Below are 23,109 nucleotides of genomic sequence, written 5' to 3'. Positions count from 1 at the left end.
CGATGCCCATCTCGAATCGTCTCGGCAGCATGGCCGCGATCGCGGGTCTTGCCGCCATCGGTATCGCCGCCGCTCCGCATGATGCCAAGGCATGGTGGCGCGGCGGCTGGGGTGTCGGGATTGCGGTGCCACCCGTTGTCGTCGCACCGGTCTATCCCGCACCCAGATACTACGCGCCGCCACCGGTCGCCTACGCCGTACCGCCCCGGCCCTACTACCCCGGTCCGCGCCGCGTCTGGATCCCACCGCACTGGCAAGGACCCTATTGGGTCCGAGGGCATTGGTCCTGACCGACGGAGCTGACCATCAGGGAAACAATTGACGAAGCGGTCAACAGGGTCCACCGCTAGTACCATGTTGCGCCGCTTCGAAGCCCTCCTAGACCCCACCGCCGGCAACCCGGCACCGCCGCCCAACGCCGGAGTTAAGTGGTTCTACTGGTTCTACATTCGTCAGGTCACCGGTCTCACGCTGGCGCTGTTCGTGTTTGGCGGCTTGGTTGCCATCCTCGACACCATGATCCCGGCCTTCATCGGCCGAGTGGTTAGCCTCGTCTCCGCCAATACCCCCCAGACCCTGTTGCGCGATCACGGCATGGTCCTGCTCGGCATGGCGGCGGTGTTGCTGATCGTCCGCCCGCTCAGCTTCGTCGCGCACGGTGTCCTGGTGAACCAGATCGTCAATCCCGGCTTCTCCAACATGATACGGTGGCAGAACCACTGGCACGTGGTGCGTCAGAGCTGGACATTCTTCCAGAACGACTTTGCCGGCCGCATCGCCAATAGAGTCCTGCAGACCGGCCCGTCACTGCGCGAAAGCCTGGTCATGGCGTTCGACGCGGCATGGTATATTCTCGTCTATGGCTCGAGCGCCGTCATCCTCTTGGGCCGGCTCGACTGGCGCCTGACCCTGCCGATGCTGGTCTGGTTCGGCCTCTACGCGGTCATGCTGCGCTACTTCGTGCCCCGCCTGCGCGATCGCTCGCGCCGGGTCTCCGAAATGCGCTCGACGCTGACCGGGCGCGTGGTGGACAGCTACACCAATATCCTGACAGTCAAACTGTTCGCCCGAGCCGCCGACGAGGACGCTTTCGTTCGCGATGCGATCGACGACCATTCCGGGGCGTTCCGCGACCAGACCCGCATGACCACCGCCTATACCTCCGCCCTCGTCGTGATGAACGCCAGCCTGATCGTTTCGATGGCTGCGGTCGCGCTTTGGCAATGGTCGGCCGGAAATATCGCGATCGGAGCCGTCGCCACCGCAATTCCGCTAGCCTGGCAGTTGAACAACATCGCCGGCTGGGTCGCCCGCAGCATCACCTCGATTTTCGAAAACATCGGAACCGTGCTCGATGGCATGCGCTCCATCGACGTGCCAAGGCAGATGCCAGACCCAGCAACCGCCGTCGAACTTCAAGTCACCGGCGGCGGCATCCGCATCGAAGATCTCCATTTCGACTACGGACGGGTGCGCGAAACCGCCGGTACGCGCTACCCCGCGGTGCTTCACGGCATCAACCTGACCATCGAACCCGGTGAGCGAGTCGGGCTCATCGGCCCCTCAGGTGCCGGCAAGTCAACCCTGGTAAACCTGCTGCTGCATTTCTTCGACCCGGCATCCGGCCGCATCCTGATCGACAGCCAGGACATCGCCGGCGTCACCCAAGAGAGCCTGCGCCGGCACATCGCGATGGTGACACAGGACACCTCGTTGCTGCATCGGTCGATCCGGGAAAACATCCGCTACGGCCAGCCACAGGCCACCGAAGCGCAGATTGTTGCCGCATCGAAACAAGCGCACGCCCACGACTTCATCCTCGGCCTCGAGGACTGGTTCGGCCGCCAAGGCTATGACGCCCACGTCGGCGAGCGCGGTGTAAAACTCTCCGGCGGCCAGCGCCAGCGCGTCGCCCTTGCCAGGGTGATCCTGAAAAACGCCCCGATCCTGGTGCTCGACGAGGCAACCTCGGCACTCGATTCGGAAGTAGAAGCAGCTATTCAAGAACAACTCGATGCGCTTATGGAAGGTCGAACCGTCATCGCCATCGCTCATCGGCTGTCCACCATAGCTCGGATGGACCGCTTGATCGTGTTGAACGAAGGCCGCATCGTAGAAGCCGGTTCCCACAAGGAACTGCTCGATCGCGACGGCGTCTACGCAAGGCTGTGGCGTCGCCAATCAGGCGGCTTCGATGCCCTTGGCATCCGCGACAGCGTGGTCGCCAAGTAGCGTCCTGACCGCCGCCGCGCCATCCGTACCGATCGGAATGACGTGGACCGTGCCGGGGGTCGTCGCGTTCAGCGCCGTAATCCCATCCTTCGGGCAGACCCCGAGGCACGAGGTCTCCATCACTCGCACCCCTCGACGCTGCCCGATATTCCGCAACTCCTGACGCAGTATATCCTTCAGCGGCTGTTTATGCTTTGGCCCGAAGCCGCCACGGCGCTTCTTGCCGCATTTGCGGCACAAGATGATCACGTCGTGCCAGGGCGTCGAACGCGACAGCGAAGCGGGCTTCGAGAACATCGGCTTGATATGGGACGTCCGCACCGATTGATAAACCGCGACCGGTGCGGGATGCTGCCGGCACAAACAACGGAGGAACAAATGGCTGGACTGGTTGACGGCAAAGTCGCCCTGGTCACCGGCGGCGGCAACGGCATCGGGCGCGAAGCCGCCCTGGCGTTTGCCCGCGAAGGCGCCCGCGTCGCGGTCGCCGATCTCGAGGCGGAGGCGGCAGCCGAGACAGTTTCCCTCATCAACGCCGGAGGCGGTCAGGCCATATCGCTATCCGCCGATGTCACGGTCTCGGCTCAGGTCCAGGCGATGCTCCAGGGCGCGATCGCCGGCTACGGCCGGCTGGATTGTGCGTTCAACAATGCCGGTATCGCCGGACACCAGGTGGACGCGGCGGGCCAGTTGACCCACGAATGGTCCGAAGCCTCGTTCGATCGCATGATCGAAGTGAACCTCAAGGGCGTCTGGCTCTGCATGAAGCACGAGATTTCGCTAATGCTGTCGGCCGGCGGCGGCGCGATCGTCAACACCGCCTCGATCGCCGGCCTGATCGGTCTGCGCACCTCCAGCGCTTATGTTGCCGCCAAGCATGGCGTGATCGGCCTGACCAAGAGCGCCGCGGTGGAATATGCCGAGGATAACATCAGGGTGAACGCCGTCTGCCCCGGCTACATCGTCACCCGAATGACAGCTCTCCACCGCCAACAGCGCAGCGAGGCAGTCATCGCCCGCACGCCGATGCGCCGTTTCGGCGAACCGCGCGAGATCGCCGAAACCGTGGTCTGGCTGTGTTCTGACCGGGCCAGCTATGTCACCGGCGCAGCCTATGAGGTGGACGGCGGCCTGACCGCCGCTTGATAACCCGTGCGCTGCTACTAGCGAAGCGATCTGTTCTAAATCTGCCGCGCCAATTTCCTCGCGAGCAGCCAACCGGGGATCGCCGACACCGGCGCGCCGGGCAGTAGCAACAACCAGCCCCAGGGCTGGTTGTTGACGATCAAACCCAGTCCGATACCCAACATCATCCCACCGACCAGACTGCCGGTAACCCCCGCGGAAACGCCGAGCCAGAGAATGTCGCCACGGGTGATCATCGGGTGGTTGCTAACCGGGCGGGGAATGTTTGACAAGCGAGCGGTGCTGCCCCTATACGCCGCGCTCTTCACGGCCGGGAACGTGGACGGATCCCCAGCAAGACTGGCGTGACCCGCGCCCGCCCGTTGGTACGAGACCGACGGGCCTACCGGTGCAACAACATGACGAAAGGGCCAACGCGCCCATGACCAAGCGTGCCGAAAGCAAATACAAGATCAACCGCCGCCTCGGGATCAACCTCTGGGGCCGGCCGAAATCACCCGTCAACAAGCGCGAATATGGCCCCGGCCAACACGGCCAGCGCCGAAAAAAGCCTACCGACTTCGGCACTCAGTTGATGGCAAAGCAGAAGCTGAAGGGTTACTACGGCAACATCAGTGAGAAGCAGTTCCGAAAGTATTACGAAGAGGCCGTCCGCCGGAAGGGCGACACCTCAGAAAATCTGATCGAAATCCTGGAACGCCGGCTTGACGCGGTCACCTACCGGTTAAAGTTCGCCGTGACACCGTTCGCAGCCCGCCAGTTCGTCTCCCATGGCCATCTCCTGGTCAACGGCCGACGTGTGAACATCCCGTCATATCTGGTGAAGGACAACGACACCATCGAGGTAAAGGAGAAATCCAAGCAGCTCGCCGTGGTGTTGGATGCGACTCAGAGTAGCGAACGAGACGTTCCGGAATACCTCGAAGTGGATCACCGCGCGATGAAGGGCCGTTTCGCGCGCTCCCCGAAATTGTCGGACGTGCCATATCCGGTGCAGATGGAACCGAACCTCGTCGTCGAGTTCTACTCGCGATAGTTTCGAGTGCCGCTCGCAGTTATCACCCTTCGACCCGTTGGACCAATCTGTCGCGGCGGCGAGATGTCCCCGCGCCGATCACCTCGCACGCCGGTAAGCCCAACAGGCACGACATATCTGCTACGCGCGTTCCGCGAACATCCAGCCGGCGCAGTGACGCAAGTTCCCCGATCGGCGAGAGGTCGACAACTCTGGTGTCTCCCAGTTCCAGGACGCGAAGTTTCCTCAAGCCGGCAAGAGGCGCCAGATCGGTCACCTCGGTGCTGGATAACTGCAGACTTTCCAAGTTGGTAAGGACCGCCAGCGGGCGCAGGTCCGTGACCGCTGTTCCGCCCAGGTCCAATCGTATCAACCCATCCAAACCTGCCAGCGGAGAGACATCCTCGACCAGACTGCCGGTGAGGTAAAGGCTCTGCAGCCGCCGCAACCCAGCCAGAGGTCCAACGTCGACGACTGGGGTGAACGACAGGTTGAGACTTTCCAACTGCGTCAAACGGCCGAGCCGTGCCACTTTATTGACCCTGGTCAGGCGCAACCCCAGCACCCGTAGCCGTGTCAGACCCGAAAGCGGCGTCAGGTCAAGGATCGGCGTTCCGGTCAGGAACAGCCGGTCCACATCGATCAGGTGATGCCACGGCGGCAAGTCAGCCAGGGCCATTCGCTCCAGCCGAACTTCCTTCTGACTCACTCCGCCGCCAGCAAATGCGGATCGATCAGGTCGGTCGCCCGAGCCAAATCGACCGAAAGCAACCGGGACACCCCGCGCTCCTGCATGGTCACGCCATACAGCCGGTCCATCCGCGCCATCGTCAGCGGATGATGCGTTACCACCAGGAAGCGCGTGCCGGTATCCTGCACCATATCCTCCAGCAGCCGGCAAAACCGCTCGACATTGGCGTCATCCAGCGGCGCATCGACCTCGTCCAGCACGCAAATGGGCGCGGGATTGCAGCGGAACACCGCGAAGATCAGCGACAGCGCGGTCAACGCCTGCTCGCCGCCCGAAAGCAACGACAGCGTGGCCAGCTTCTTGCCCGGAGGCTGGGCGTAAATCTCCAGCCCAGCCTGCAGCGGATCGTCGGACCCGACAAGTGCCAGATGCGCCCGCCCGCCACCGAACATCCGCGCGAAAAGCTGCTGGAAGTTCTTGTCCACCTCCTGGAAAACCGCGGTCAGTCGCTCACGCCCCTCGCGATTGAGATGCCCGATCGACCCGCGCAGCTTGGCGATCGCCGTCGAGAGCTCTTCGCGCTCGGCTTCGATCGTGCCGATATGCCTTTCGACATCTTCGGCTTCCTGCTCGGCGCGCAGATTGACCGGCCCCATCTCCTCGCGCTCCTTCAGCAGGCGCTCCTGCCGTCGGCGTGCTTTGTCCTCGCTGTCCTGACTTAAATCCGCGGGCGGGTCGGGCAGGGCAGGGCTCGTCCCCAAGCGCTCAAGAATCCGTTCGGCGACAATACCCCATGCATGGCTCGCCTGCTGCGCGGCACCTTCGGCACGAACCGCATCCTCCCGCTGACCGGCCAGAGCCGTTTCGGCGCCGCGGGCCTCGCGATCAGCGCCAGACGCTTCGGCCACCGCTACCGACATCGTTTCCGCTGCTCGAGAATGCTCGGCCTCGGCAACCGACAGCGCATCCAATGCCTCTGCTCGTCTCCTGGCGATTTCCACCGGCCGCGCTTCTAGAACCTTGACATCGTCCTCGGCCTCGGTCTGACGCGCGGTCAGATCGGTGATCCGGTCGGAGGCATCCTTTGAACGCTCGGTCCAACCGGCGCGTTCTGCAATGATCACGCGACGTCGGCTGACCCGGGCGGAATGCTCTCGGGCCAGTTCATCCCGCTCATTGCGCTTGGCGTTCTCCTGCGTCCGCGCCGCCGACAGGAAGGCGCGAGCCCGATCGACCGCCGCCCGTAGTTCGCTGATATCGGCAAGCGCGGTGCGGCTTTCGCGGACCTGTGATAAGGTCGCTAGCGCCTCGTCCCGTTCGGTGGCGATCCGCGACCATTGGTCGTCGGCAGCAGCCAGTCGCGCCTTCGCGGTCGCGGCCTGGTTGCCCAAACTTGCAAGCTCAGCGCCAGCCCTGTCCAGCGTCTGCTCGCACTCCCGCCGCCGGTTGCGGGCCGCCTGTTCCGCCGCCGAAGCCGCCTGGGACTCCGCCTCGGCCGCCATCCGGATGGTTAGCGCGATCGTGGCCTCTCGTTCGGCCATCGCCAGCCGTGAAACCAGACCGGAAAGCCGGTTGCGCTGTTGTAGCCGCACCGTCGCTTGTGTCGGTGTGCCAGACCGAATGGAATATCCGTCCCACCGCCAGATTGCGCCGGATCGTGAGACCAAGGACTGTCCAGGCCGCAAATCGGACTGAAAAGTCGAACCGTCATCGTCATTCTCAACGAGACCGATTTGCGACAGCGCTCGTGCCAGGGCGGCCGGTCCATGCACCGATGCGGCCAGCGGCGTGACATGGGGTGGCAAAAACGGCACCGGGTCAAATGCCGGCAGTGCCCGCCAGTGCCGCGCCGCTTCCGGATCTAACGCCGAGGTCAGTTCCTCGCCCAGTACCGCCCCGAGGGCCGCTTCCAGCCCATCGGCAACGGTCAGCGAATCGATCATGGGTGGCCATTGCTCGCCGTCCTTGACCGCCAGCACTTCCCCTAGCGCCTGGGCTTCCGCTGCAAGCCGGGCGCGCGTCGAATCAGCGGTCGCCTGACTATCCCGCGCCGAGGCCAGCGTCGCGGCCGCCGCCGTGCGCCTCTGCTCCGCCTGTTCCACCGCCTTTCGGGCCTCAGCCAGGGCCACTTCGACGTGCTGAGCTGTATCTGCCGCACGGGCAACTATCGCCCCATCGACCTGTTGCCCGGCGATACGTTCCCGTTCCTCGCCTACGTTGCGGAACTGCTCATTCAGCCGATTTGACCGATGCTCAGTCTGTGCCAGAAGTTGTGCCGCCGCCTGATCACGCGCGGTCGCTTCGGCAGCGGCCTCCGTCGCCCGGTTGGCGTCGGCTTCCGCTACACGCACAGCCTCACTCGCCGCCGCGGCGGCTGCATCGGCCAACGCTGCCCGGTTGTCATGTCCCGAATCGGCCTGGGCCAATTGGATTTCTTCCGTCGCCAGCCGTTGATCGGCGGTGACCGCATCGCGCTGCAGTTGCCTGGCATGACTAACATCGTCGCGAAGCTGACCCATCCGCCGCTGCGCTTCACTCAACGCGATCCGAGCCTGCTCCTCCTCGACGCCAATCTGCTCTTGCGAAACGCGATGGCGTTCAAGCGCTGTGCGGGCATTCGCTTCGATTTCTCGCAGCGGGGGAAGTACAGCCGCCGCCGCGGTCGCGCGCGCCATGGCCGCCGTCGCCGCACCGGTGGCCGACGCTACCGCCAACTCGGCCTGATGCAACGCCGCCGCGGCTTGGTCGCGCACCAATGCCACCCGTGCCCGCTGAACGGACAGCAGTTCAGCCTCCGCCGCTCGGATCGCCCCGGAGACGTTACGATAGCGGCTGGCCTGCCGCGCCTGCCGCTTCAAACTGCCAAGCTGACTTTCGAGCTGGGCCCGTAGATCCGCCGCCCGCGCCAGATTGGCCTCTGCGGCCCGCAATTTCAGCTCCGCCTCATGCCGGCGAGCATGCAGACCGGTAATGTTGGCGGCCTCCTCCAAAACGGCTCGGCGATCCTCCGGCTTGGCGCCGACCAATGCGCCGACACGTCCCTGACTGACCATCGCCGAGGCTCGCGCCCCCGAAGCCAGGTCCGCGAACAGCGTCTGAACGTCCCGAGCGCGCGCTTCACGGCCGTTGATCCGATATGCTGACCCGGTGCCCCGCTCGATCCGGCGGACGATCTCCAGTTCCGCTTGCTCATGCAACGGCGGTGGAGCGCGGCCTGCCGCTTCATCGAGGAAAACCGTCACCTCTGCGATGTTGCGCGACGCCCGCCCAGCGGTGCCGGCAAAGATGACGTCCTCCATCTCGCCGCCGCGCAAGCTCCGCGCACTGCTTTCGCCCATTGCCCAGCGCAGGGCTTCAACGACATTGGACTTACCGCACCCGTTCGGTCCGACGATGCCGGTCAGTCCAGGCAAGATATCCACGCTCGTCGGTTCAGCAAAACTCTTGAACCCGGAGATGCGAAGACGACGAAAACTGACCGGCAATGGCTGCTCCCTGGAGCTCTATGCGGGAATCAGCTTGCGGAACGCATCATAGCCCATTTCCCCAGCGTACTTCTGGTTGTTGATCACAAAGCTTGGAGTCGAGTCGATCTTCCACTCCTCGGTGTCGGCCTTCTGCTGCTGAACGATCCAGTCGCGCAAACCGGTATCGGCTAGCGCCTTGTCAAAGGTCGCGCGACTCATCCCAGCCAGGCCGGCAATCTTCCACAATTCCTCGGTCGGATCGCTGCCCCGGCCAAATGCCCAACGATCTTGGCTCGCAAACAGCGCATTTATAAATGGCTCATAGCGATCCACCGGCAGGTAGCGCGCCACCATCGAAGCGGTCAGTGCGACTTGATCCAGCGGGTAGTCATGGAACACCCAGCGAACCTCGCCGCTGTCGATCAGCTTCTTTTTCACCTCCGGGAACGTCCCCTGGGCGAATGCGGCGCAATGAGTGCACGTAAGGGAGAAATACTCGCCAATGGTCACTTTTGCGTCGGGTTTGCCAATAAAGCGTTCCGACCTCGCGTCGTTCTCTTCGGCAAGGGCCAAGCGTCCCCGCAGGACGAAAGACCCAGCCGCGAGACCGATATTAACCAGAGCTAGTAGTCTGCGGCGCAAAATCGTCATGACAACCCCTACATCTGGTATTATCGCTTCTTTAACCGTTTTGTCGAATGTTTGCTGCGGCCGATCACCACTCGGCCCAGCGCAGCCAGGGCGGACTTCAGTTCACCGTCCGGCAGGTCGGCCACAGCCGCCTCGGCCTCGACAATTGCCTCAGGCGGGGCCGGGTGAACCGGCGGTGCGACTTTCGGCATGCCAGCCTGAGTGAATTTCAGCGAATGGACCGGCCGTCCCCCTAAATGAGTGTTGATCCGGTTGATCACCTCGACGCCCATATAATGCAAGTCCATCGCAGCCGGCCCGGCGCAGGCGATCGTCAGAACCCCACGGTCGAGCCGCCGAGGCACCGTCATCGAAGCGACCTTCGGACCAACGATTGCGTCCCAGTCTGCGACAATCTGGGCCGACGCCGGGTTGTGTTTCCGAAAACTTTGGCGGGTGATCCCGGGCACCACACTGCCCAGGGCGCGCGGACCATAGACGAAGCGCCTTTGCCCGGTCATACCTGCGCCTGTGTCGTCGTCTGCCATCGCCTCCAGTGCCCCCGTTGCCCGTGCCGGTGACCTCCTGCGCTGGTATGACCGCCATCGGCGTCGGTTGCCCTGGCGCGCCGATCCAGGCGAGGCCGCCGATCCCTATCGCGTCTGGCTAAGCGAGATCATGCTACAGCAGACCACCGTCACCGCAGTCATACCTTACTATGACCGGTTCGTAAGCCGCTTTCCGACGATACAATCGCTGGCATCAGCACCCCTGGACACGGTGTTGTCGGCCTGGGCGGGCCTCGGATACTACGCCCGAGCCAGAAACTTGCACGCCTGCGCCAAGCTGGTAGCCACCAAGGGTGGATTTCCGGCCGATCTGGCCGGTTTGCAGTCACTGCCAGGGATTGGCGCATATACTGCGGCGGCCATCGGCGCGATTGCCTTCGGAATCCCGACCGTCCCGGTCGACGGCAACGTCGAGCGTGTCGTCGCTCGCATTTTCGCCATCGAGCAACCGATGCCGGCGGCGAAAACCGCCATCCGCCAGGCCGCCGCCCGTCTCGGCGCTGATCCGGCCGCGCAGGCTCGTCCATCCGATTTCGCCCAGGCGATGTTCGATCTCGGGGCAAGCGTCTGCGCACCGGCTGCGCCCGCCTGCGCGGTTTGCCCCTGGATCGCCGCCTGCGCCGCTCGCCGTCAAGGGACCCAGACCGTGCTGCCGCTCAAGTCGGCCAAAAAGCCTCGTCCGGCCCGCTACGGAGTGCATTTCTGGCTGACCGATAACCGCCAGACCGTGCTGCTGCGCACTCGACCGTCCACGGGTCTGCTCGGCGGGATGACCGAACTGCCAGGCACCGCTTGGCGCGAGGCGCCCTGGACGCTGGACGAAGCCTTGACCGTCGCGCCCATGCCCCTCGACTGGCGCCCGGCGGGTCAAGTGCGCCACGGGTTTACACACTTCGAACTCATCATCGACATCCTGGCCGGCCACGTGGCCAAGATCGAAGCCGAGGGGTTCGCCCACGCGCTCGATGCCCTGGATAACGCGGCGCTGCCGTCGGTCATGCGCAAATGTGTCCGTATGGCCTCGGGTTGAAACCTGACAGTCTCGGTTGCGCCGCCGGCGCCGACCCCATATGCATCACTGCGCACCCTGATAAGAGAACGCGATCCCATGGACCACCCGATCCAATTGACCCGGCTCCGCTCTGGCCTAACCGTCGTCACCGAACGCATGGATCGCGTCGAGACAGTTTCGATCGGCGCCTACGTCGCCTCCGGTTCGCGCAACGAGTCTGAACAAGAAAACGGCGTTTCCCATTTCCTCGAACATATGGCCTTTAAAGGCACGACCTCGCGCAGCGCCGCCGCCATCGCCGAGGAAGTCGAGGCAGTCGGCGGCCACATCAACGCCTACACCGCCCGCGAACAGACCGCCTATTACGTCAAGATGTTGAAGGAGGACACGGCACTCGGTTTCGACATTATCGGCGACATCCTGACCCACTCGGTGTTCGAGCCCGAGGAACTGGAGCGCGAGCGCAGTGTCATCCTGCAGGAGATCGGCCAGGCCAACGATACCCCCGACGACATCATCTTCGACCATTTCCAGACCACGGCATATCCCAATCAGTCCCTAGGCCGAGCGGTGCTGGGGTCGGCGGACGCTATCCGGAACATGCCGAGGTCTGTCCTCACCGGCTACATGGCCCGCAACTACACCAACAATAACGTCGTGATCGCCGCGACGGGGAAACTCCGGCACGAAGTCATCCTCGACCTGGTGCAAAAGCACTTCGCCGACCTGCCCGGCAACGCGCCACCGCGCTTCGACAACGCCACCTACGCGGGCGGTGAGTTCCGCGAGGAACGCGACCTTGACCAGGTGCATGTCGTCCTCGGATTTCCCTCGGTCGGCTACGGCGACCCGGACTACTATTCGACAGTTCTGCTCTCCACGCTGCTGGGCGGCGGAATGTCGTCACGGCTGTTTCAGGAAATCCGCGAGAAGCGGGGGCTGGTTTACTCGATCTACTCGTTTGCCGCGCCATTCAAGGATGGCGGCCTGTTTGGCATCTACGCGGGCACCGGCGAAAGCGAAGTAGCGGAACTGATGCCGGTAATGCTCGAGGAACTAGGCAAGGCCCAAGCCCATATCAGCGAGCCCGAACTCAGTCGAGCACGCGCCCAACTGAAAGCAAGCCTGCTGATGTCGCAAGAAAGTACTGGCAGTCGCTGCGAGCAATTGGCTCGGCAGATTCAAACCTTTGGCCGGGTCATCCCGACCGAGGAAGTCCTGGGCAAGATCAACGCGGTGACCGAGGCCGACATCCGGCACGCGGCAATGCGGCATTTCCGCGCGCCGCCCACCCTTGCGACCGTAGGGCCGTCAGCGCAGGTGCCAACGTTGGCGAACATCGCCGAGACCCTCGCAGCCTGACTTAACAGGGGAAAACGATCGACCGAGCGAGCCAGTCTCCTCGACCACCCTGGCCGCCTACCGATCACGCTCTATTCGAACGTATACACACTGAGCGCATTGTCGCGATACAACATTCGCTTTTCGTCCTCCGTCAACTGAAACTTGAATGCCAGATGCGGATCATCGAAGTCCCAGTGCGGATAATCACTGGAATAAACCATCCGATCCCAGCCGATCCATTCGAACACCTGTCGCAAATCGTCCGGACGCTCCGGCTCCTCAACCGGCTGTGTGGCAAACCACAGGTTTGTCTTCATGTATTCCGATGGCTTGCGCTTCAACGGTGCCTCGTCCCGCATTTTCGCCCAATGCGAGTCCAACCGCCAGGCGAGTTGCGGCGCCCACGCAAACCCGCCCTCTATCAACACAACCCTCAGGCCGGGGAACGCGTCGAATACGCCCTCCAGGATCAAGCTGGCGGCCTGATTTTGCATCGAGTGCACCAGACCATGATGATCCTCGATATAAAATTGAGGCCATCCGCTCGCACTCGGCGCGCTGCTTTGGGTTCCCCCGATATGCAGCCCAATGGAAAGATTGTTCGCCTGCGCGGCAGCGAAAATAGGCCAATAGCGCCGCCGTCCCAGTGGTTCGGATGTCTTCGATCCCAACTGAATCTGCGCGAACCGCCAATCCCCGGCCCGCTTCTCGATCTCGGTGATTGACGCATCCGGATCATCCGCCGGTACCAGAATGGAGGCCCGCAGCCTGGGCTCAGGATCGACGAACTCGTGCGCCTGCCAGTCGTTTATCGCCCCGCACAGCGTAGCGGCTTCATCCAGATTGCGCGAGGTATTGCCACCCAGCAATGGTTCGAGCACGCCATAGGCGATATTGTAAGGATCAAGCAGTTGGTCGCGAATGAAACCAACGTCGGACCCAGGCAGCCCGCCGCCCGGCGGCCATGCGTCCCGCCGCGAGGTGTTGGGCGAGAACCGCGGGTAGGTGCCACGGTCCGCATAAGCTCCGGTGTTGAACTTGCCATAGGTTGCCAAGTGGTTTCGCCAACGCTCCGACAGATACGCGTTCAGCGCCCCGGGTTTGGGATACGGATGGATGTCACAATCGACAATCCCAACTCGGCTGTTGGCCGAACCATCCAATACTTCGACAGGAGCGTTCATTGCACAGTCTCCATAAGCCGAGGATAGGTTTCCAGCGCGTTGTCCACCCGCATCTTCCGCCGTAGTTCGTCAGACAGTCCTGGCGGCAGGATTGCATCGCCCTCGAACTGCCAATGCGGATAATCCGAGGCGAACAAAAGCATGTGGTCCGCGTCGATCTGCCCGACGATCCGCTCCACCGTCGCCTGATCCGGTGCATCGAATGGTTGCATCGTAAGCCGAATATTTTCGCGAATGATATCGGCGGGTGACCGGTTGATCCACGGCACCTCCGCCCTCACGCCGCGCCAGGTCTTGACCGCGCGCCAGATGAACCCCGGCAGCCAACTGACGCCGGATTCAAGCAGCACGAACTTCAGGTCTGGAAACTTGTTGAACACACCGTTCGAAACCAGACTCAGCAATTGGTCCTCGAATACCTGTGAGTTCGCCACGTAGTCGTGCAGATAGTGCGACGGCCACCCCGTGGGGGTCGGAGCGTATCGATACATGCTGCCGGCATGAATGCCGACCGGCAGCCCATGCCGAACCGCCGCTGCCCAGATCGGCCAGTAGTACGATCGCCCCAACATCATCTCGCATGCAGCCGGCATCAGAACCTGCACAAACCGGTTATCGCTCGCACAACGATCGACTTCTTCGGCCGCCAGCAGTGGTGCCTGCGCGGGCACGACGATGGAGGCCCGTAGCCGAGGTTCCTTGTCGAGCCAATGTTCCTTGATCCAGTCATTGACCGCCGAGCAGAGCGCCGCACCCATGCTCTCGCTCACCGCGGCCTGACCGCCGGTCAAGGGATTGCAGATCGCAATGCTGACGTCGAATGCATCCAGCGCTTGCCTGCGCATCACCTCCAGGCTGCCGCCCGGCCGAGTACCCTTCAGCCGCCAATCCGGTCGGCACGAGATTGGCGCGTTCGGCGGGTAAGACATAATTTCGAACCCGTCCAGCCCGCGGGCCACAAAGGATTCCCGCCAGAACTCGCTCATGTAGGGCAGCAGCGACTTGATGTCAGGCACGCCCGGATGAATGTCGCAGTCGATCGCGCCAGAATGCATCTTTTTCTCCTAAATCGACTATGCGAGCCGCCGATTTGCAGTGTCAAATCCCCGACCCGCGCGCTGACCACCCATTGTCCGTCGGAGTTACATTGCTGGTGCGAACAGTTCCTCAACATCAGCAGCGGTAAGGCTGAGCGCCCCACCGTGCTCGGCATCCATCACGCTCGCGACGATGCCGCGTTTCTTCTCTTTCAGCACTTCCATCTTTTCTTCGATCGTACCCAGTGTCACCAACCGGTGCACGAACACACTTTTGGTCTGCCCGATCCGATGCGCCCGATCGGTCGCCTGGTCCTCCACCGCGGGGTTCCACCAAGGATCGTAGTGAATGACCGTATCCGCCGCGGTCAGATTAAGTCCGACGCCGCCGGCCTTCAGGCTGATCAGAAATAACGGCACGTCCCCGCCTTGAAACCGCTTCACCGGGGTCGCGCGATCCTTGGTGTCGCCCGTCAGCTTCACGAAACCGACCCCATCGTCCTCCAATCGGCCCTGGATCAACGCCAACATCTCGGTAAACTGAGAGAATAGCAATACGCGCCGTCCTTCGGCGAACATGATGCTCAGCAGCTCCATCAGTCGATCCAGCTTGGCCGAACCGGCCTTCGACTTGGCCACCGTTTTCAATTTCAGCAGCCGCGGGTCGCAGCACGCCTGGCGCATCTTCAGCAGTGCGTCCAGGATGATGATTCCCGACCGCGCCAGACCCTTCTGCGCGATCGCCGCCTGCACCTTGGCGTGCATCGATAGCCTGATCGCTTCGTAGATCGCGCGCTGATTGGTTTCCATCTCCACCGGCTCGACGATTTCCGTCTTCGGCGGCAATTCGGTGATCACCTGCTGCTTCGTCCGCCGCAGCATGAAAGGGCGGATGCGGCGCGTCAGCAGATCCTGTCGATCGACGTCACCGTGTTTTTCGATCGGCGTTCTGAAGCGGCTCTTGAAAGACTTTTGGCCGCCGAGAAAGCCCGGTGCCAAAAAGTCAAACAACGACCACAACTCCCCCAGATGGTTTTGCAACGGCGTCCCCGACAGGCACAGTCTCTGGCGCGCTTTCAAACGCAAGGCCTGACGGGTCGTTTCGGCGTTCGGGTTCTTGATCGACTGTGCCTCGTCCAGAATGACCGCGTGCCAATCCTGCGCGGCGAGAACCTCATGGTCCCGGGTGAGCAGCGGATAAGTGGACAGCACCAGATCATGGTTTGGTATCGAAGCAAAACTCGCCTTGCGCGCCGCACCATGCAGCGCCAGCACCGACAATTCCGGCGCGAAACGACGTGCTTCCGCCGTCCAGTTTGGTATCACACTGGTCGGACAAATGATCAACGACGGCCGATCCATCCGCCCCGCCGCCTTGTCGATCATCAGGTGAGCCAAAGTCTGCACCGTCTTGCCCAACCCCATGTCATCGGCCAGCACACCACCCAATCCGGCCGCCCCCAGGAATTGCAACCAATCGACCCCTTGCCCCTGATATGGCCGCAAGGTTGCCTGAAACGATTCCGGAACTACCGCCTTCGGCATCCCTCCCGACTGCCGCAACGTCCGGCCAAGCTCCCGCAGCGCCTCGCCGCCGCGCCAGACCAGCCCGGCGCGCTCTTCCAGTCCAGCCAGATCGGCCGCATCAAGCCGCGAGAACCCGATCCGCGCGCCGTCCTCATCCACTCCGCCAGCCGCCCACAATTCCAGCAGCGCCAGCAAAGTCGGGCGGATCCGCGACATCGGCAGCGACAGTAATCGGCCATCCGGCAACGGCAGAATGAACGGTTTGTCGTCGGGTCCCTCGACCAGGGCGGCGGCTTCCGGACGTGCGATCAGCCGAACCAAAGCTGGAATAAGATCGACCCGCTCCCCATCCACCACCACACCCAGATGGAGTTCCAGCCAGTCGATGCCCGATCCTTCGATCAGCCCCGCCTCAATCTCCGCATCGGCGGACAGAACCTGAATCGGGAACGCCTCATCGATCTCGATCGTCCAGCCATTGCGCCGCAGCCGAGGCACCTCTTGGGTCACGATCTGCAGCCAGGTCGGATTCGGCCCATACTCGCGCAGCACGAAATCGTCTGTGTGGGCATGCTGATAATAGACCGGAACCACCTCATGCACCGATCCAAATCCCAAGCCGGTCAGTTCGGCCAATACCCTCGCCTCGGCCGCGCGGTCGCGCTCAACCTCATACAGCGTGCCGTTCTGGACCACGATCCGAGGCAGCGGCTTCCGGCTGCGCGGCACGGCAATAGGTCCGTACTGATAGGACACACGCGCCAGTGGAACGGCATAGAGGCCCCGCCCCAACAGCCGCGCCGATCCACGGCCGTAGCTGGGGTCGCTTGGCAGGGTTCCGCTGATCAGTCGCAGATGCGGCCGCATCGTCTCGCGGATCAGCTCAGGTGGCCGCAACTCCGCCGGTACCGGCACCTTTGCCGCAGGCAGGAGCCGAGACAGTTGCGCCCGCACTTCAGCCGCCGCCTCAGGTGGAACTGACGGCGCATTGAGCAGTCGAACGACCACCCGGTTGGGCAGATCGACAGCGACCGGGCCCATCGCTCCCGCGCCAGGATCGACGTACCACGGCGCCGGGACCCGCACCCCGATCAGTCCCTCATCCAGTGCCAGCGTCGGTTGCTGCGAGGCGTCAGCTTGGGTAATCCACGTGATTTGCCCCTGCCGTTCGGGCCCTTCGATCAGCGCAGGACCTTGCGCCGTTTGCCACCGCGCTCGCCCTGTGCCGAGGATGCGGCGCAGCGTGTCCAGCGGGTCGTCATCGGCCTGTGGTTCCCGGTAGCCGGTTCTGCGGGACAGCCGGCTCAGGATGATCAGGTCGGATGGTCGCAGGTATTTGGCCGGCGTCTGGATCTGGTGCGGCGCATACCGTTTGACGGTACCGATACTATCGTCTTTACGCAACGTCGCCGTCATCGTGTCGATCCGCAACTGCGGCACGGCCGCCGCCCCAGGGGCCGCATCGATCACGTAGAACACCCGGGTCCGCAGCGATACGGGATAGTCTTCAGTCAATTCCTCGTCGTCCCGACCAAACTCCGCGAGCCAGGACTGGATCTGGGTCGGAAGCGCCCAGTCGGAAGCCGCTTTGGACGACTGCGGCACAGTCAAGTCCTGTTGCCGCGACACCAGCAACTCCTTGCGCTGCGCCGCAATAAGCACTGCCGCGAGATGCTTGCAGGTACGCCCCACAGGGCATGAACACGCACCGGAGATTTTTATTCCATGGGCCGGCGAGCGACTGATTTTCAAGCTTTGGACATAGGGATCTGGCTGGGTTCCCTGCGTCGTCGCGGTGATGATCGCCCCCCGATCAGCTATCTCCAGGTCTTGAACGCGGCCGCGTTGCTCGTACGACCGACCGGCCGTCAGCGTTCCCGGCGGAAAAAACCGCCGGAGATCGCTGTCGCGTATCACCAGTGAGGATTCGATGTCAGGAGCGATGGGCACTATATGCATATATATAAGATGCGTACGTCGTTCGAGTCGTGACCAGAGTCGGCTGCGCGTATCGTTCACCAACCTTCCTAGAAACGCCGTCAGCCCTTGCCAACAAGGGGGGCTCCGTACATGACGGCCGACTAGTCGTTGTTTGCCGCGAGACCCGGCCGGCGCGGAGTTCGCTATGACAACACAATCAACCGCGTTGCCCCCCGGCACGGAATAAACATGACGCAGTTATTTCGCACAGCCGAAGGCGGCCGGATCGACCGCGACCGAGCGGTGAATTTCAGCTTCGACGGTCGGCGATATCAAGGCTGCGCCGGCGACACGCTCGCCTCGGCGCTGCTGGCGAACGGCGTTCATCTGGTCGGGCGCTCATTCAAATACCACCGCCCGCGCGGCATTCTGTCCGCCGGGCCTGAAGAACCCAATGCGCTCGTTACCCTCGACAAAGGGCAGGGGCGGATCACACCGAACCTTCGCGCCACCCAGATCGAACTTTATGACGGTCTGTCGGCCCGCAGCCAGAACCGGTTTCCGTCTCTGCGCCTTGACCTGGCGGCATTGACCGGACTGGCCACCCCCTTGCTGTCCGCCGGCTTCTACTACAAGAGCTTCATGTGGCCGTCGTCGTTCTGGAAATCCTTCTATGAGCCCGCTATCCGCCGAACCGCGGGCCTTGGCCGAGCGCCAAACCGGCCAGATCCCGATCGATATCTGCATCAGCACGCCCATTGTGACCTGCTTATCATCGGCGGGGGTGCCGCAGGGTTGGCAGCGGCTCTGGGCGCTTCCGACACCGGCGCCCGAGTCATCTTGTGCGATGAACAGGCCGAATTCGGCGGCTCGTTGCTAGGCGAATCTGGTGTAGCAATCGACGGCTGGACTGCCCCGGAATGGGTCCGCCAAGCGGTCGCCACGCTCACCAAATCAGTCACCTTGCTGACCCGCACGACCGCCTTCGGTTGGTATCCGAACAACATGATAGGCTTGCTCCAACGCGCCACCGACCATCTCGCAAACCCGGCATCGACATTACCGAGGGAACGGTTCTGGCGAGTCCGTGCCCAACGCGTTATCTTGGCGACAGGAGCGATTGAGCGACCGCTGATTTTTCCTGGCAACGACCGTCCCGGCATCATGCTTGCCGAAGCAGCCCGATCGTATCTACACAGGTATGGCGTTAAAGTCGGAAAACGGATTGTCGTCGCGACCGCCGCCGACAGCGCCTACCGCGCTGCTGTCGATCTAAAGGAGGCCGGCGTTGCCATAGCCGGAATCATCGATCAGCGTCCGGCACCTGACGGTGAGGCCATACAAGCGGCCCGCGAACAAGGCATCTCGATCCACGCCGGCATGACGATTGCCAGCACTGAGGGACGCGGCCGGGTCCATTCCGCCAAGCTGGCCAACGCGACCGATATCATTCCGTGTGATACCATCCTGATGTCCGGCGGCTGGACGCCATCACTGCATCTCTTCAGCCAGTCGCGCCGAAACCTGCGCTTCGACGAGGCCTCGGGAAACTATCTGCCTTCCGAGGGCGCAATCGGGGCCTGCGCCGGAACCTTTGACCTCGCCCGCTGCCTGCACGACGGCACCGCGGCAGGGCGCGGCGAATCCCGGATTTTCGCCGTCGCCGGGATGCCAGCGATGACTTCACCGGCCCCGCTGACCACCGCGCCGCCGCATCGTTTAGCGTTCGTGGATTTCCAGAACGACGTAACAACGAAAGACCTCGCCATAGCCATCGACGAGGGTTTTGTCTCGATCGAACACGTCAAACGCTACACCACCACGGGGATGGCAACGGATCAGGGCAAGACATCGAACCTCAACGCACTCGGCACTGTCGCCGGGCTGACCGGCAAACCGGTTGAAACCATCGGCCTGACCACATTCCGCCCCCCTTATACACCCGTAAGCTTTGGTGCCTTTGCCGGCTCGGTTCGAGCCGGGAGTTTGGCTCCGGTCCGGTTGTCGCCGGTATCGTATCCGGACGCCATACTGGAGGATGCCGGCGGCTGGAAACGACCGCGCTGCTTCCCCGGCGATGGCGAAACGATCGATGACGCCATCGTTCGCGAGTGTCTTGCTGTTCGCGGCAACGTCGGTATGCTCGACGCCAGCACACTTGGAAAAATCGAAGTCGTCGGACCCGACGGCGCAGCGTTCCTGTCTCGCATCTATACCGGCGACTTGACGACCCTCGCATCAGGGCGCTGCCGCTACGCACTTCTTCTCGGCGAAGATGGTTTCATACGTGACGACGGTGTCATTTCCCGGCTCGCCGCCGACCGCTTTCATGTCACCACCACGACGGGCGGCCTTGCGTTCGTGCTGCATCACATGGAGGACTATCGCCAGACTGAGTTTTCCGCCTCACGCGTATGGCTTACTTCGGTAACAGAACAATGGGCGGTCATTTCGGTTCACGGGCCAAACTCCGCGCAGGCCCTGCAACCTTTCCTGCAAGATATCGATCTCGGCACGATGCCGCATATGAGCGTTCTTCAAGGCCATATCGGCGGCATTCCAATCCGGCTATTCCGCGTCGGTTCTACCGGCGAGTCCGGCTTTGAGATCAACCTGCCGCCGCATCAAGCCCAACGTGTCTGGAACACATTGCGACAGCGCGATATAAGCCCGGTTGGCACCGATGCGATGCACCGACTTCGCGCCGAAAAAGGCTATATCCTCATCGGGCAAGAAACTGACGGCACGGTCACCCCTGGCGACGTTGGTCTGGACTGGACGATCAGCGGCGGAGATTTCATCGGCCGACGCTCGCTATCGCTGCCGGACCTAAAACGATCGGACCGCGGACAACTCGTGGGGCTTCTGCCGACTGACAAAACCGTTGTGCTTGAAGAAGGCGCCCAGGTGGTTGCAACCCACAGCCAATCGCCGCCCAAGCCCTCTGGACACAGCGACACGGCGTGCCTCGGATATGTCACTTCCTCCTACCATAGCCCCACGCTTGGCCGCTCGTTCGCCCTGGCGCTGATCTCAGGTGGCCGTTCACGATTGGGCCAGGAACTGCGCGTGCCGACACGCATTGGCTTCAGCGCTGTCACTGTCACTGACCCGGCCCTGATCGACAAATCGGGCGAGCGGTTACGTACCGGATCGCCGCCGCACCGCTCGATCGATGCTCTTGAACCGTTCGAGAACCAGAATGTTCGAATTGCCCGTCCCAGCAGTTCCGTCAACCTGACCCTGCTCGCTCCCACCACGAGGCTTTCCATCAAGGCTGCCTCCACCGCGGCCACCGCGATCGGTCTCGCCCTCGGTGTGCTGCTGCCAACCGTCCCCTGCCGATCCGTCATCGCCCGCGACCGGGCCGCGCTGTGGCTTGGACCCTCCGAGTGGCTGATCGTCGCGCCGGAAACCATGTCCGACCTCGCGGCCATAGCGATCAAAGCGGCCGGCAGCCATCCGGCCAGTATCGTCGATGTCTCCTATCAGTCGGTCATGCTGGAACTTACCGGCTCCAGGGCGGCCTACTGCCTGAACGCATTTTGCGCCCTGGACGTAGGTATGCAGGCGTTTCCGGTCGGGATGTGCACTCGGACGCTACTCGGCCAGGTCGAGGTCATGGTGTGGCGGATCGCGGCCGAAATCTTCCAGCTCGATGTTGCCCGCTCCATGCTGGCCTACGTTTGGGAGTGCCTGGAACAGGCGCGGCTGGAGTATACCGAAGCCCCGACGGCCGACGCTGAGGTTTCTCCAACACGATGAAAAAAACCGCTGTCCAACCTCGGCTGGGTCCTGTATACAGGTTGAACGGCTGAACTTTTCAGCCGGGGCAAGATCCCTATTTCGCGTCGTTCTGCTCTACCTTATGGTATTACGACGCGCCGTTCTCTCCCCAATTGAAAAGTAAGATATCTCGCACGTGCGCGGGATTTGGCCAGTTGCGGAGACTTCACGTGGCTTCAGGTACAGTAAAATGGTTTAATCCCCAAAAGGGTTTTGGCTTCATTCAGCCAGCCGACGGCTCCAAGGACGTTTTCGTCCACATCTCGGCGGTCGAACGCGCTGGACTCAAGACCTTGAACGAGGGCCAGACTGTCAGCTTTGAATTGGAGCGTGGACAGCAAGGTAAGACTTCCGCCGTCAATCTTCAGGCAAGCTGACATGCCGGGCGGCGCTTCATGCGCCGCCCTTGATGCCGACGGAGGGAAGCCTGTGATTGAATACAAGTTCGCGGCCGGCGATAAGGTCGCGCTGGTGGCCAATGGCTCCAACGTAAACGTGCGTCCCGGGATCTACACTATCATCCGGCGGCTGCCGATTACCCAGATCGGCTGTCAGTATCGTGCAAAAAGTGCGCTAGACAATCACGAGCGTGTGGTCGACGAGGCGCAATTACGCCGAACGTGATCTTGCGGCTAAATGCTTGGCTCAGACACAAGCATACTTGGTCCACTGATCCGATTTCCGTCCCTGGCCAACTGGTGTAGCCTACGCGCAACGTCAAGAACGTTGCGAGGCATCGATGGATTTTCATAATAAGGTCGCGCTCATCACCGGCGCAGGGAATGGAATTGGCCGCGCGACCGCTTCCGGTTTCGCCAGTCGAGGCGCCAGGGTGATCATCGTCGATCGCGACCAAGCCGCCGGCGAGGCTACGGCCGGCATCCTTCGCCAGCAGGGCGGAGACGCTTGCTTTATTTCCGCTGACGTCACCCAGTCGGCCGACGTCCAGAATTACGTGAGATTGGTGCTGGAAAAATACGGCGCGATCGACTGTTTCCATAACAATGCTGGCATAGAAGGCAGCGTCGCCCCAACCCACCAGTATGACGAGGTCATGTTCGATCGCGTCATGGCGGTGAACGTGAAAGGCGTCTTCCTCGGGCTTCGCCATGTACTGCCCGTGATGCTCAAGCAGGGCCGCGGCGCTGTGGTCAACACCGCCTCTGTCGCCGGTCTCGTCGCCTCACCAGGGATGCCCGCCTACGTCGCTTCCAAACATGCTGTCATCGGCCTGACCAAGACCGCTGCTGGCGAGGTCGCCAGGTCCGGCGTTCGGGTCAACTGCATCTGCCCCGGTCCGATCGAAACAAGAATGATCCATTCACTCGAGTCGATGATCAGCGCCGACGATCCCGCCAGCGTCGGTACCCGCTACCAGTCCAATATACCCATCGGACGCTATGGCACTGCCGACGAGGTGGCGAACCTGGTGATCTTCCTGTGCTCCGATCTCGCTTCGAACATCACCGGTGCGCAATACGTCGTTGACGGGGGCCGGACAGCGACCGGCGGTGCCGTAACCAATAATCTGGTGCGCTGAGATGCTGCG

General features: G+C 62.5%; 19 protein-coding genes. 10 read left to right on the top strand and 9 right to left on the bottom strand.

Going from position 1 to position 23,109, the window contains the following annotated elements; translation table 11 throughout:
* Positions 1 to 2: 2 nt before the first annotated feature.
* Together ACQY4T_RS17730 and ACQY4T_RS17725 are read left to right on the top strand one after the other, a co-directional pair.
* On the top strand, positions 3 to 290 hold the full coding sequence (locus tag ACQY4T_RS17730) for a hypothetical protein (protein WP_428533394.1): 288 nt from the start codon (positions 3 to 5) through the stop codon (positions 288 to 290).
* Between the two features lie 64 nt (positions 291 to 354).
* Positions 355 to 2,232 (top strand): ABC transporter ATP-binding protein, encoded by a 1,878-nt coding sequence (locus ACQY4T_RS17725; protein WP_428533390.1) that lies wholly within the window; start codon positions 355 to 357, stop codon positions 2,230 to 2,232.
* Here ACQY4T_RS17725 and ACQY4T_RS17720 read toward each other — a convergent pair.
* Complete coding sequence (locus ACQY4T_RS17720) at positions 2,182 to 2,553, bottom strand: hypothetical protein (RefSeq protein ID WP_428533387.1); 372 nt, start codon at positions 2,551 to 2,553, stop codon at positions 2,182 to 2,184. The two genes, ACQY4T_RS17725 and ACQY4T_RS17720, sit on opposite strands and share 51 nt — an antisense overlap.
* 57 nt (positions 2,554 to 2,610) lie before the next feature.
* Here ACQY4T_RS17720 and ACQY4T_RS17715 point away from each other — a divergent pair, with 57 nt between their 5' ends.
* Positions 2,611 to 3,378 (top strand): glucose 1-dehydrogenase, encoded by a 768-nt coding sequence (locus tag ACQY4T_RS17715; protein WP_428533384.1) that lies wholly within the window; start codon positions 2,611 to 2,613, stop codon positions 3,376 to 3,378.
* A gap of 35 nt (positions 3,379 to 3,413) precedes the next feature.
* On the opposite strand, the gene ACQY4T_RS17710 is transcribed toward ACQY4T_RS17715, so the two are convergent.
* A complete protein-coding gene (locus tag ACQY4T_RS17710; RefSeq protein ID WP_428533381.1) occupies positions 3,414 to 3,614 on the bottom strand; it encodes a hypothetical protein in 201 nt (66 codons plus the stop codon).
* Positions 3,615 to 3,799: 185 nt separating this feature from the next.
* On the opposite strand from ACQY4T_RS17710, the gene rpsD reads away from it, so the two are divergent.
* Entirely contained in the window at positions 3,800 to 4,414 is a 615-nt protein-coding gene (gene rpsD / locus ACQY4T_RS17705) for a 30S ribosomal protein S4 (protein ID WP_428493184.1), read from the top strand.
* Positions 4,415 to 4,436: 22 nt separating this feature from the next.
* Here rpsD and ACQY4T_RS17700 read toward each other — a convergent pair whose 3' ends face one another.
* Genes ACQY4T_RS17700 through ACQY4T_RS17685 form a run of 4 tightly spaced genes read right to left on the bottom strand, consistent with a single transcriptional unit; the run spans position 4,437 to position 9,729 of the window.
* Positions 4,437 to 5,072, bottom strand: coding sequence for a leucine-rich repeat domain-containing protein (locus tag ACQY4T_RS17700; protein WP_428533377.1), 636 nt, complete (start codon positions 5,070 to 5,072; stop codon positions 4,437 to 4,439).
* A gap of 26 nt (positions 5,073 to 5,098) precedes the next feature.
* The gene (gene smc, locus ACQY4T_RS17695; protein WP_428533374.1) at positions 5,099 to 8,569 is read right to left on the bottom strand and encodes a chromosome segregation protein SMC; all 3,471 of its coding nucleotides are present in this window, start codon (positions 8,567 to 8,569) and stop codon (positions 5,099 to 5,101) included.
* 18 nt (positions 8,570 to 8,587) lie between these two features.
* Positions 8,588 to 9,202: a DsbA family protein gene (locus ACQY4T_RS17690; RefSeq protein WP_428533371.1), complete on the bottom strand. Its 615-nt coding sequence runs from the start codon at positions 9,200 to 9,202 to the stop codon at positions 8,588 to 8,590.
* A gap of 20 nt (positions 9,203 to 9,222) precedes the next feature.
* Entirely contained in the window at positions 9,223 to 9,729 is a 507-nt protein-coding gene (locus ACQY4T_RS17685) for a DciA family protein (protein ID WP_428533368.1), read from the bottom strand.
* Here ACQY4T_RS17685 and mutY point away from each other — a divergent pair.
* A complete protein-coding gene (mutY, locus tag ACQY4T_RS17680) occupies positions 9,713 to 10,780 on the top strand; it encodes an A/G-specific adenine glycosylase (RefSeq protein ID WP_428533365.1) in 1,068 nt (355 codons plus the stop codon). The genes ACQY4T_RS17685 and mutY overlap by 17 nt on opposite strands.
* A gap of 78 nt (positions 10,781 to 10,858) precedes the next feature.
* The gene (locus tag ACQY4T_RS17675) at positions 10,859 to 12,124 is read left to right on the top strand and encodes a M16 family metallopeptidase (RefSeq protein WP_428533362.1); all 1,266 of its coding nucleotides are present in this window, start codon (positions 10,859 to 10,861) and stop codon (positions 12,122 to 12,124) included.
* 71 nt (positions 12,125 to 12,195) lie between these two features.
* Here ACQY4T_RS17675 and ACQY4T_RS17670 read toward each other — a convergent pair whose 3' ends face one another.
* From ACQY4T_RS17670 to ACQY4T_RS17660, 3 genes are all read right to left on the bottom strand, one after another.
* A complete protein-coding gene (locus tag ACQY4T_RS17670; protein WP_428533359.1) occupies positions 12,196 to 13,290 on the bottom strand; it encodes an amidohydrolase family protein in 1,095 nt (364 codons plus the stop codon).
* Positions 13,287 to 14,345: an amidohydrolase family protein gene (locus ACQY4T_RS17665; RefSeq protein WP_428533356.1), complete on the bottom strand. Its 1,059-nt coding sequence runs from the start codon at positions 14,343 to 14,345 to the stop codon at positions 13,287 to 13,289. Before ACQY4T_RS17665 ends, ACQY4T_RS17670 begins: the two co-directional genes overlap by 4 nt.
* Positions 14,346 to 14,432: 87 nt before the next feature.
* Positions 14,433 to 17,516 carry a DEAD/DEAH box helicase gene (locus ACQY4T_RS17660; RefSeq protein WP_428533353.1) on the bottom strand — a complete coding sequence of 1,028 codons (3,084 nt, stop codon included), beginning with the start codon at positions 17,514 to 17,516 and terminating at the stop codon, positions 14,433 to 14,435.
* Between the two features lie 507 nt (positions 17,517 to 18,023).
* Between ACQY4T_RS17660 and ACQY4T_RS17655 the strand changes: the two genes are divergently transcribed.
* The 4 genes from ACQY4T_RS17655 to ACQY4T_RS17640 all read left to right on the top strand — a co-directional run bounded on the left by ACQY4T_RS17655 (position 18,024) and on the right by ACQY4T_RS17640 (position 23,100).
* Positions 18,024 to 21,539: a sarcosine oxidase subunit alpha family protein gene (locus tag ACQY4T_RS17655; protein ID WP_428533350.1), complete on the top strand. Its 3,516-nt coding sequence runs from the start codon at positions 18,024 to 18,026 to the stop codon at positions 21,537 to 21,539.
* 191 nt (positions 21,540 to 21,730) lie between these two features.
* Positions 21,731 to 21,937: a cold-shock protein gene (locus tag ACQY4T_RS17650; RefSeq protein WP_428493174.1), complete on the top strand. Its 207-nt coding sequence runs from the start codon at positions 21,731 to 21,733 to the stop codon at positions 21,935 to 21,937.
* Position 21,938: 1 nt separating this feature from the next.
* A complete protein-coding gene (locus ACQY4T_RS17645) occupies positions 21,939 to 22,184 on the top strand; it encodes a hypothetical protein (RefSeq protein WP_428533347.1) in 246 nt (81 codons plus the stop codon).
* Positions 22,185 to 22,299: 115 nt separating this feature from the next.
* Complete coding sequence (locus ACQY4T_RS17640) at positions 22,300 to 23,100, top strand: SDR family NAD(P)-dependent oxidoreductase (RefSeq protein WP_428533344.1); 801 nt, start codon at positions 22,300 to 22,302, stop codon at positions 23,098 to 23,100.
* The last annotated feature ends 9 nt before the right edge of the window (positions 23,101 to 23,109 follow it).

Source organism: Rhodopila sp. (assembly GCF_965277825.1).
Taxonomy (GTDB): Bacteria; Pseudomonadota; Alphaproteobacteria; order Acetobacterales; family Acetobacteraceae; genus Rhodopila.
This window is presented reverse-complemented; position numbering and strand designations above follow the sequence as displayed.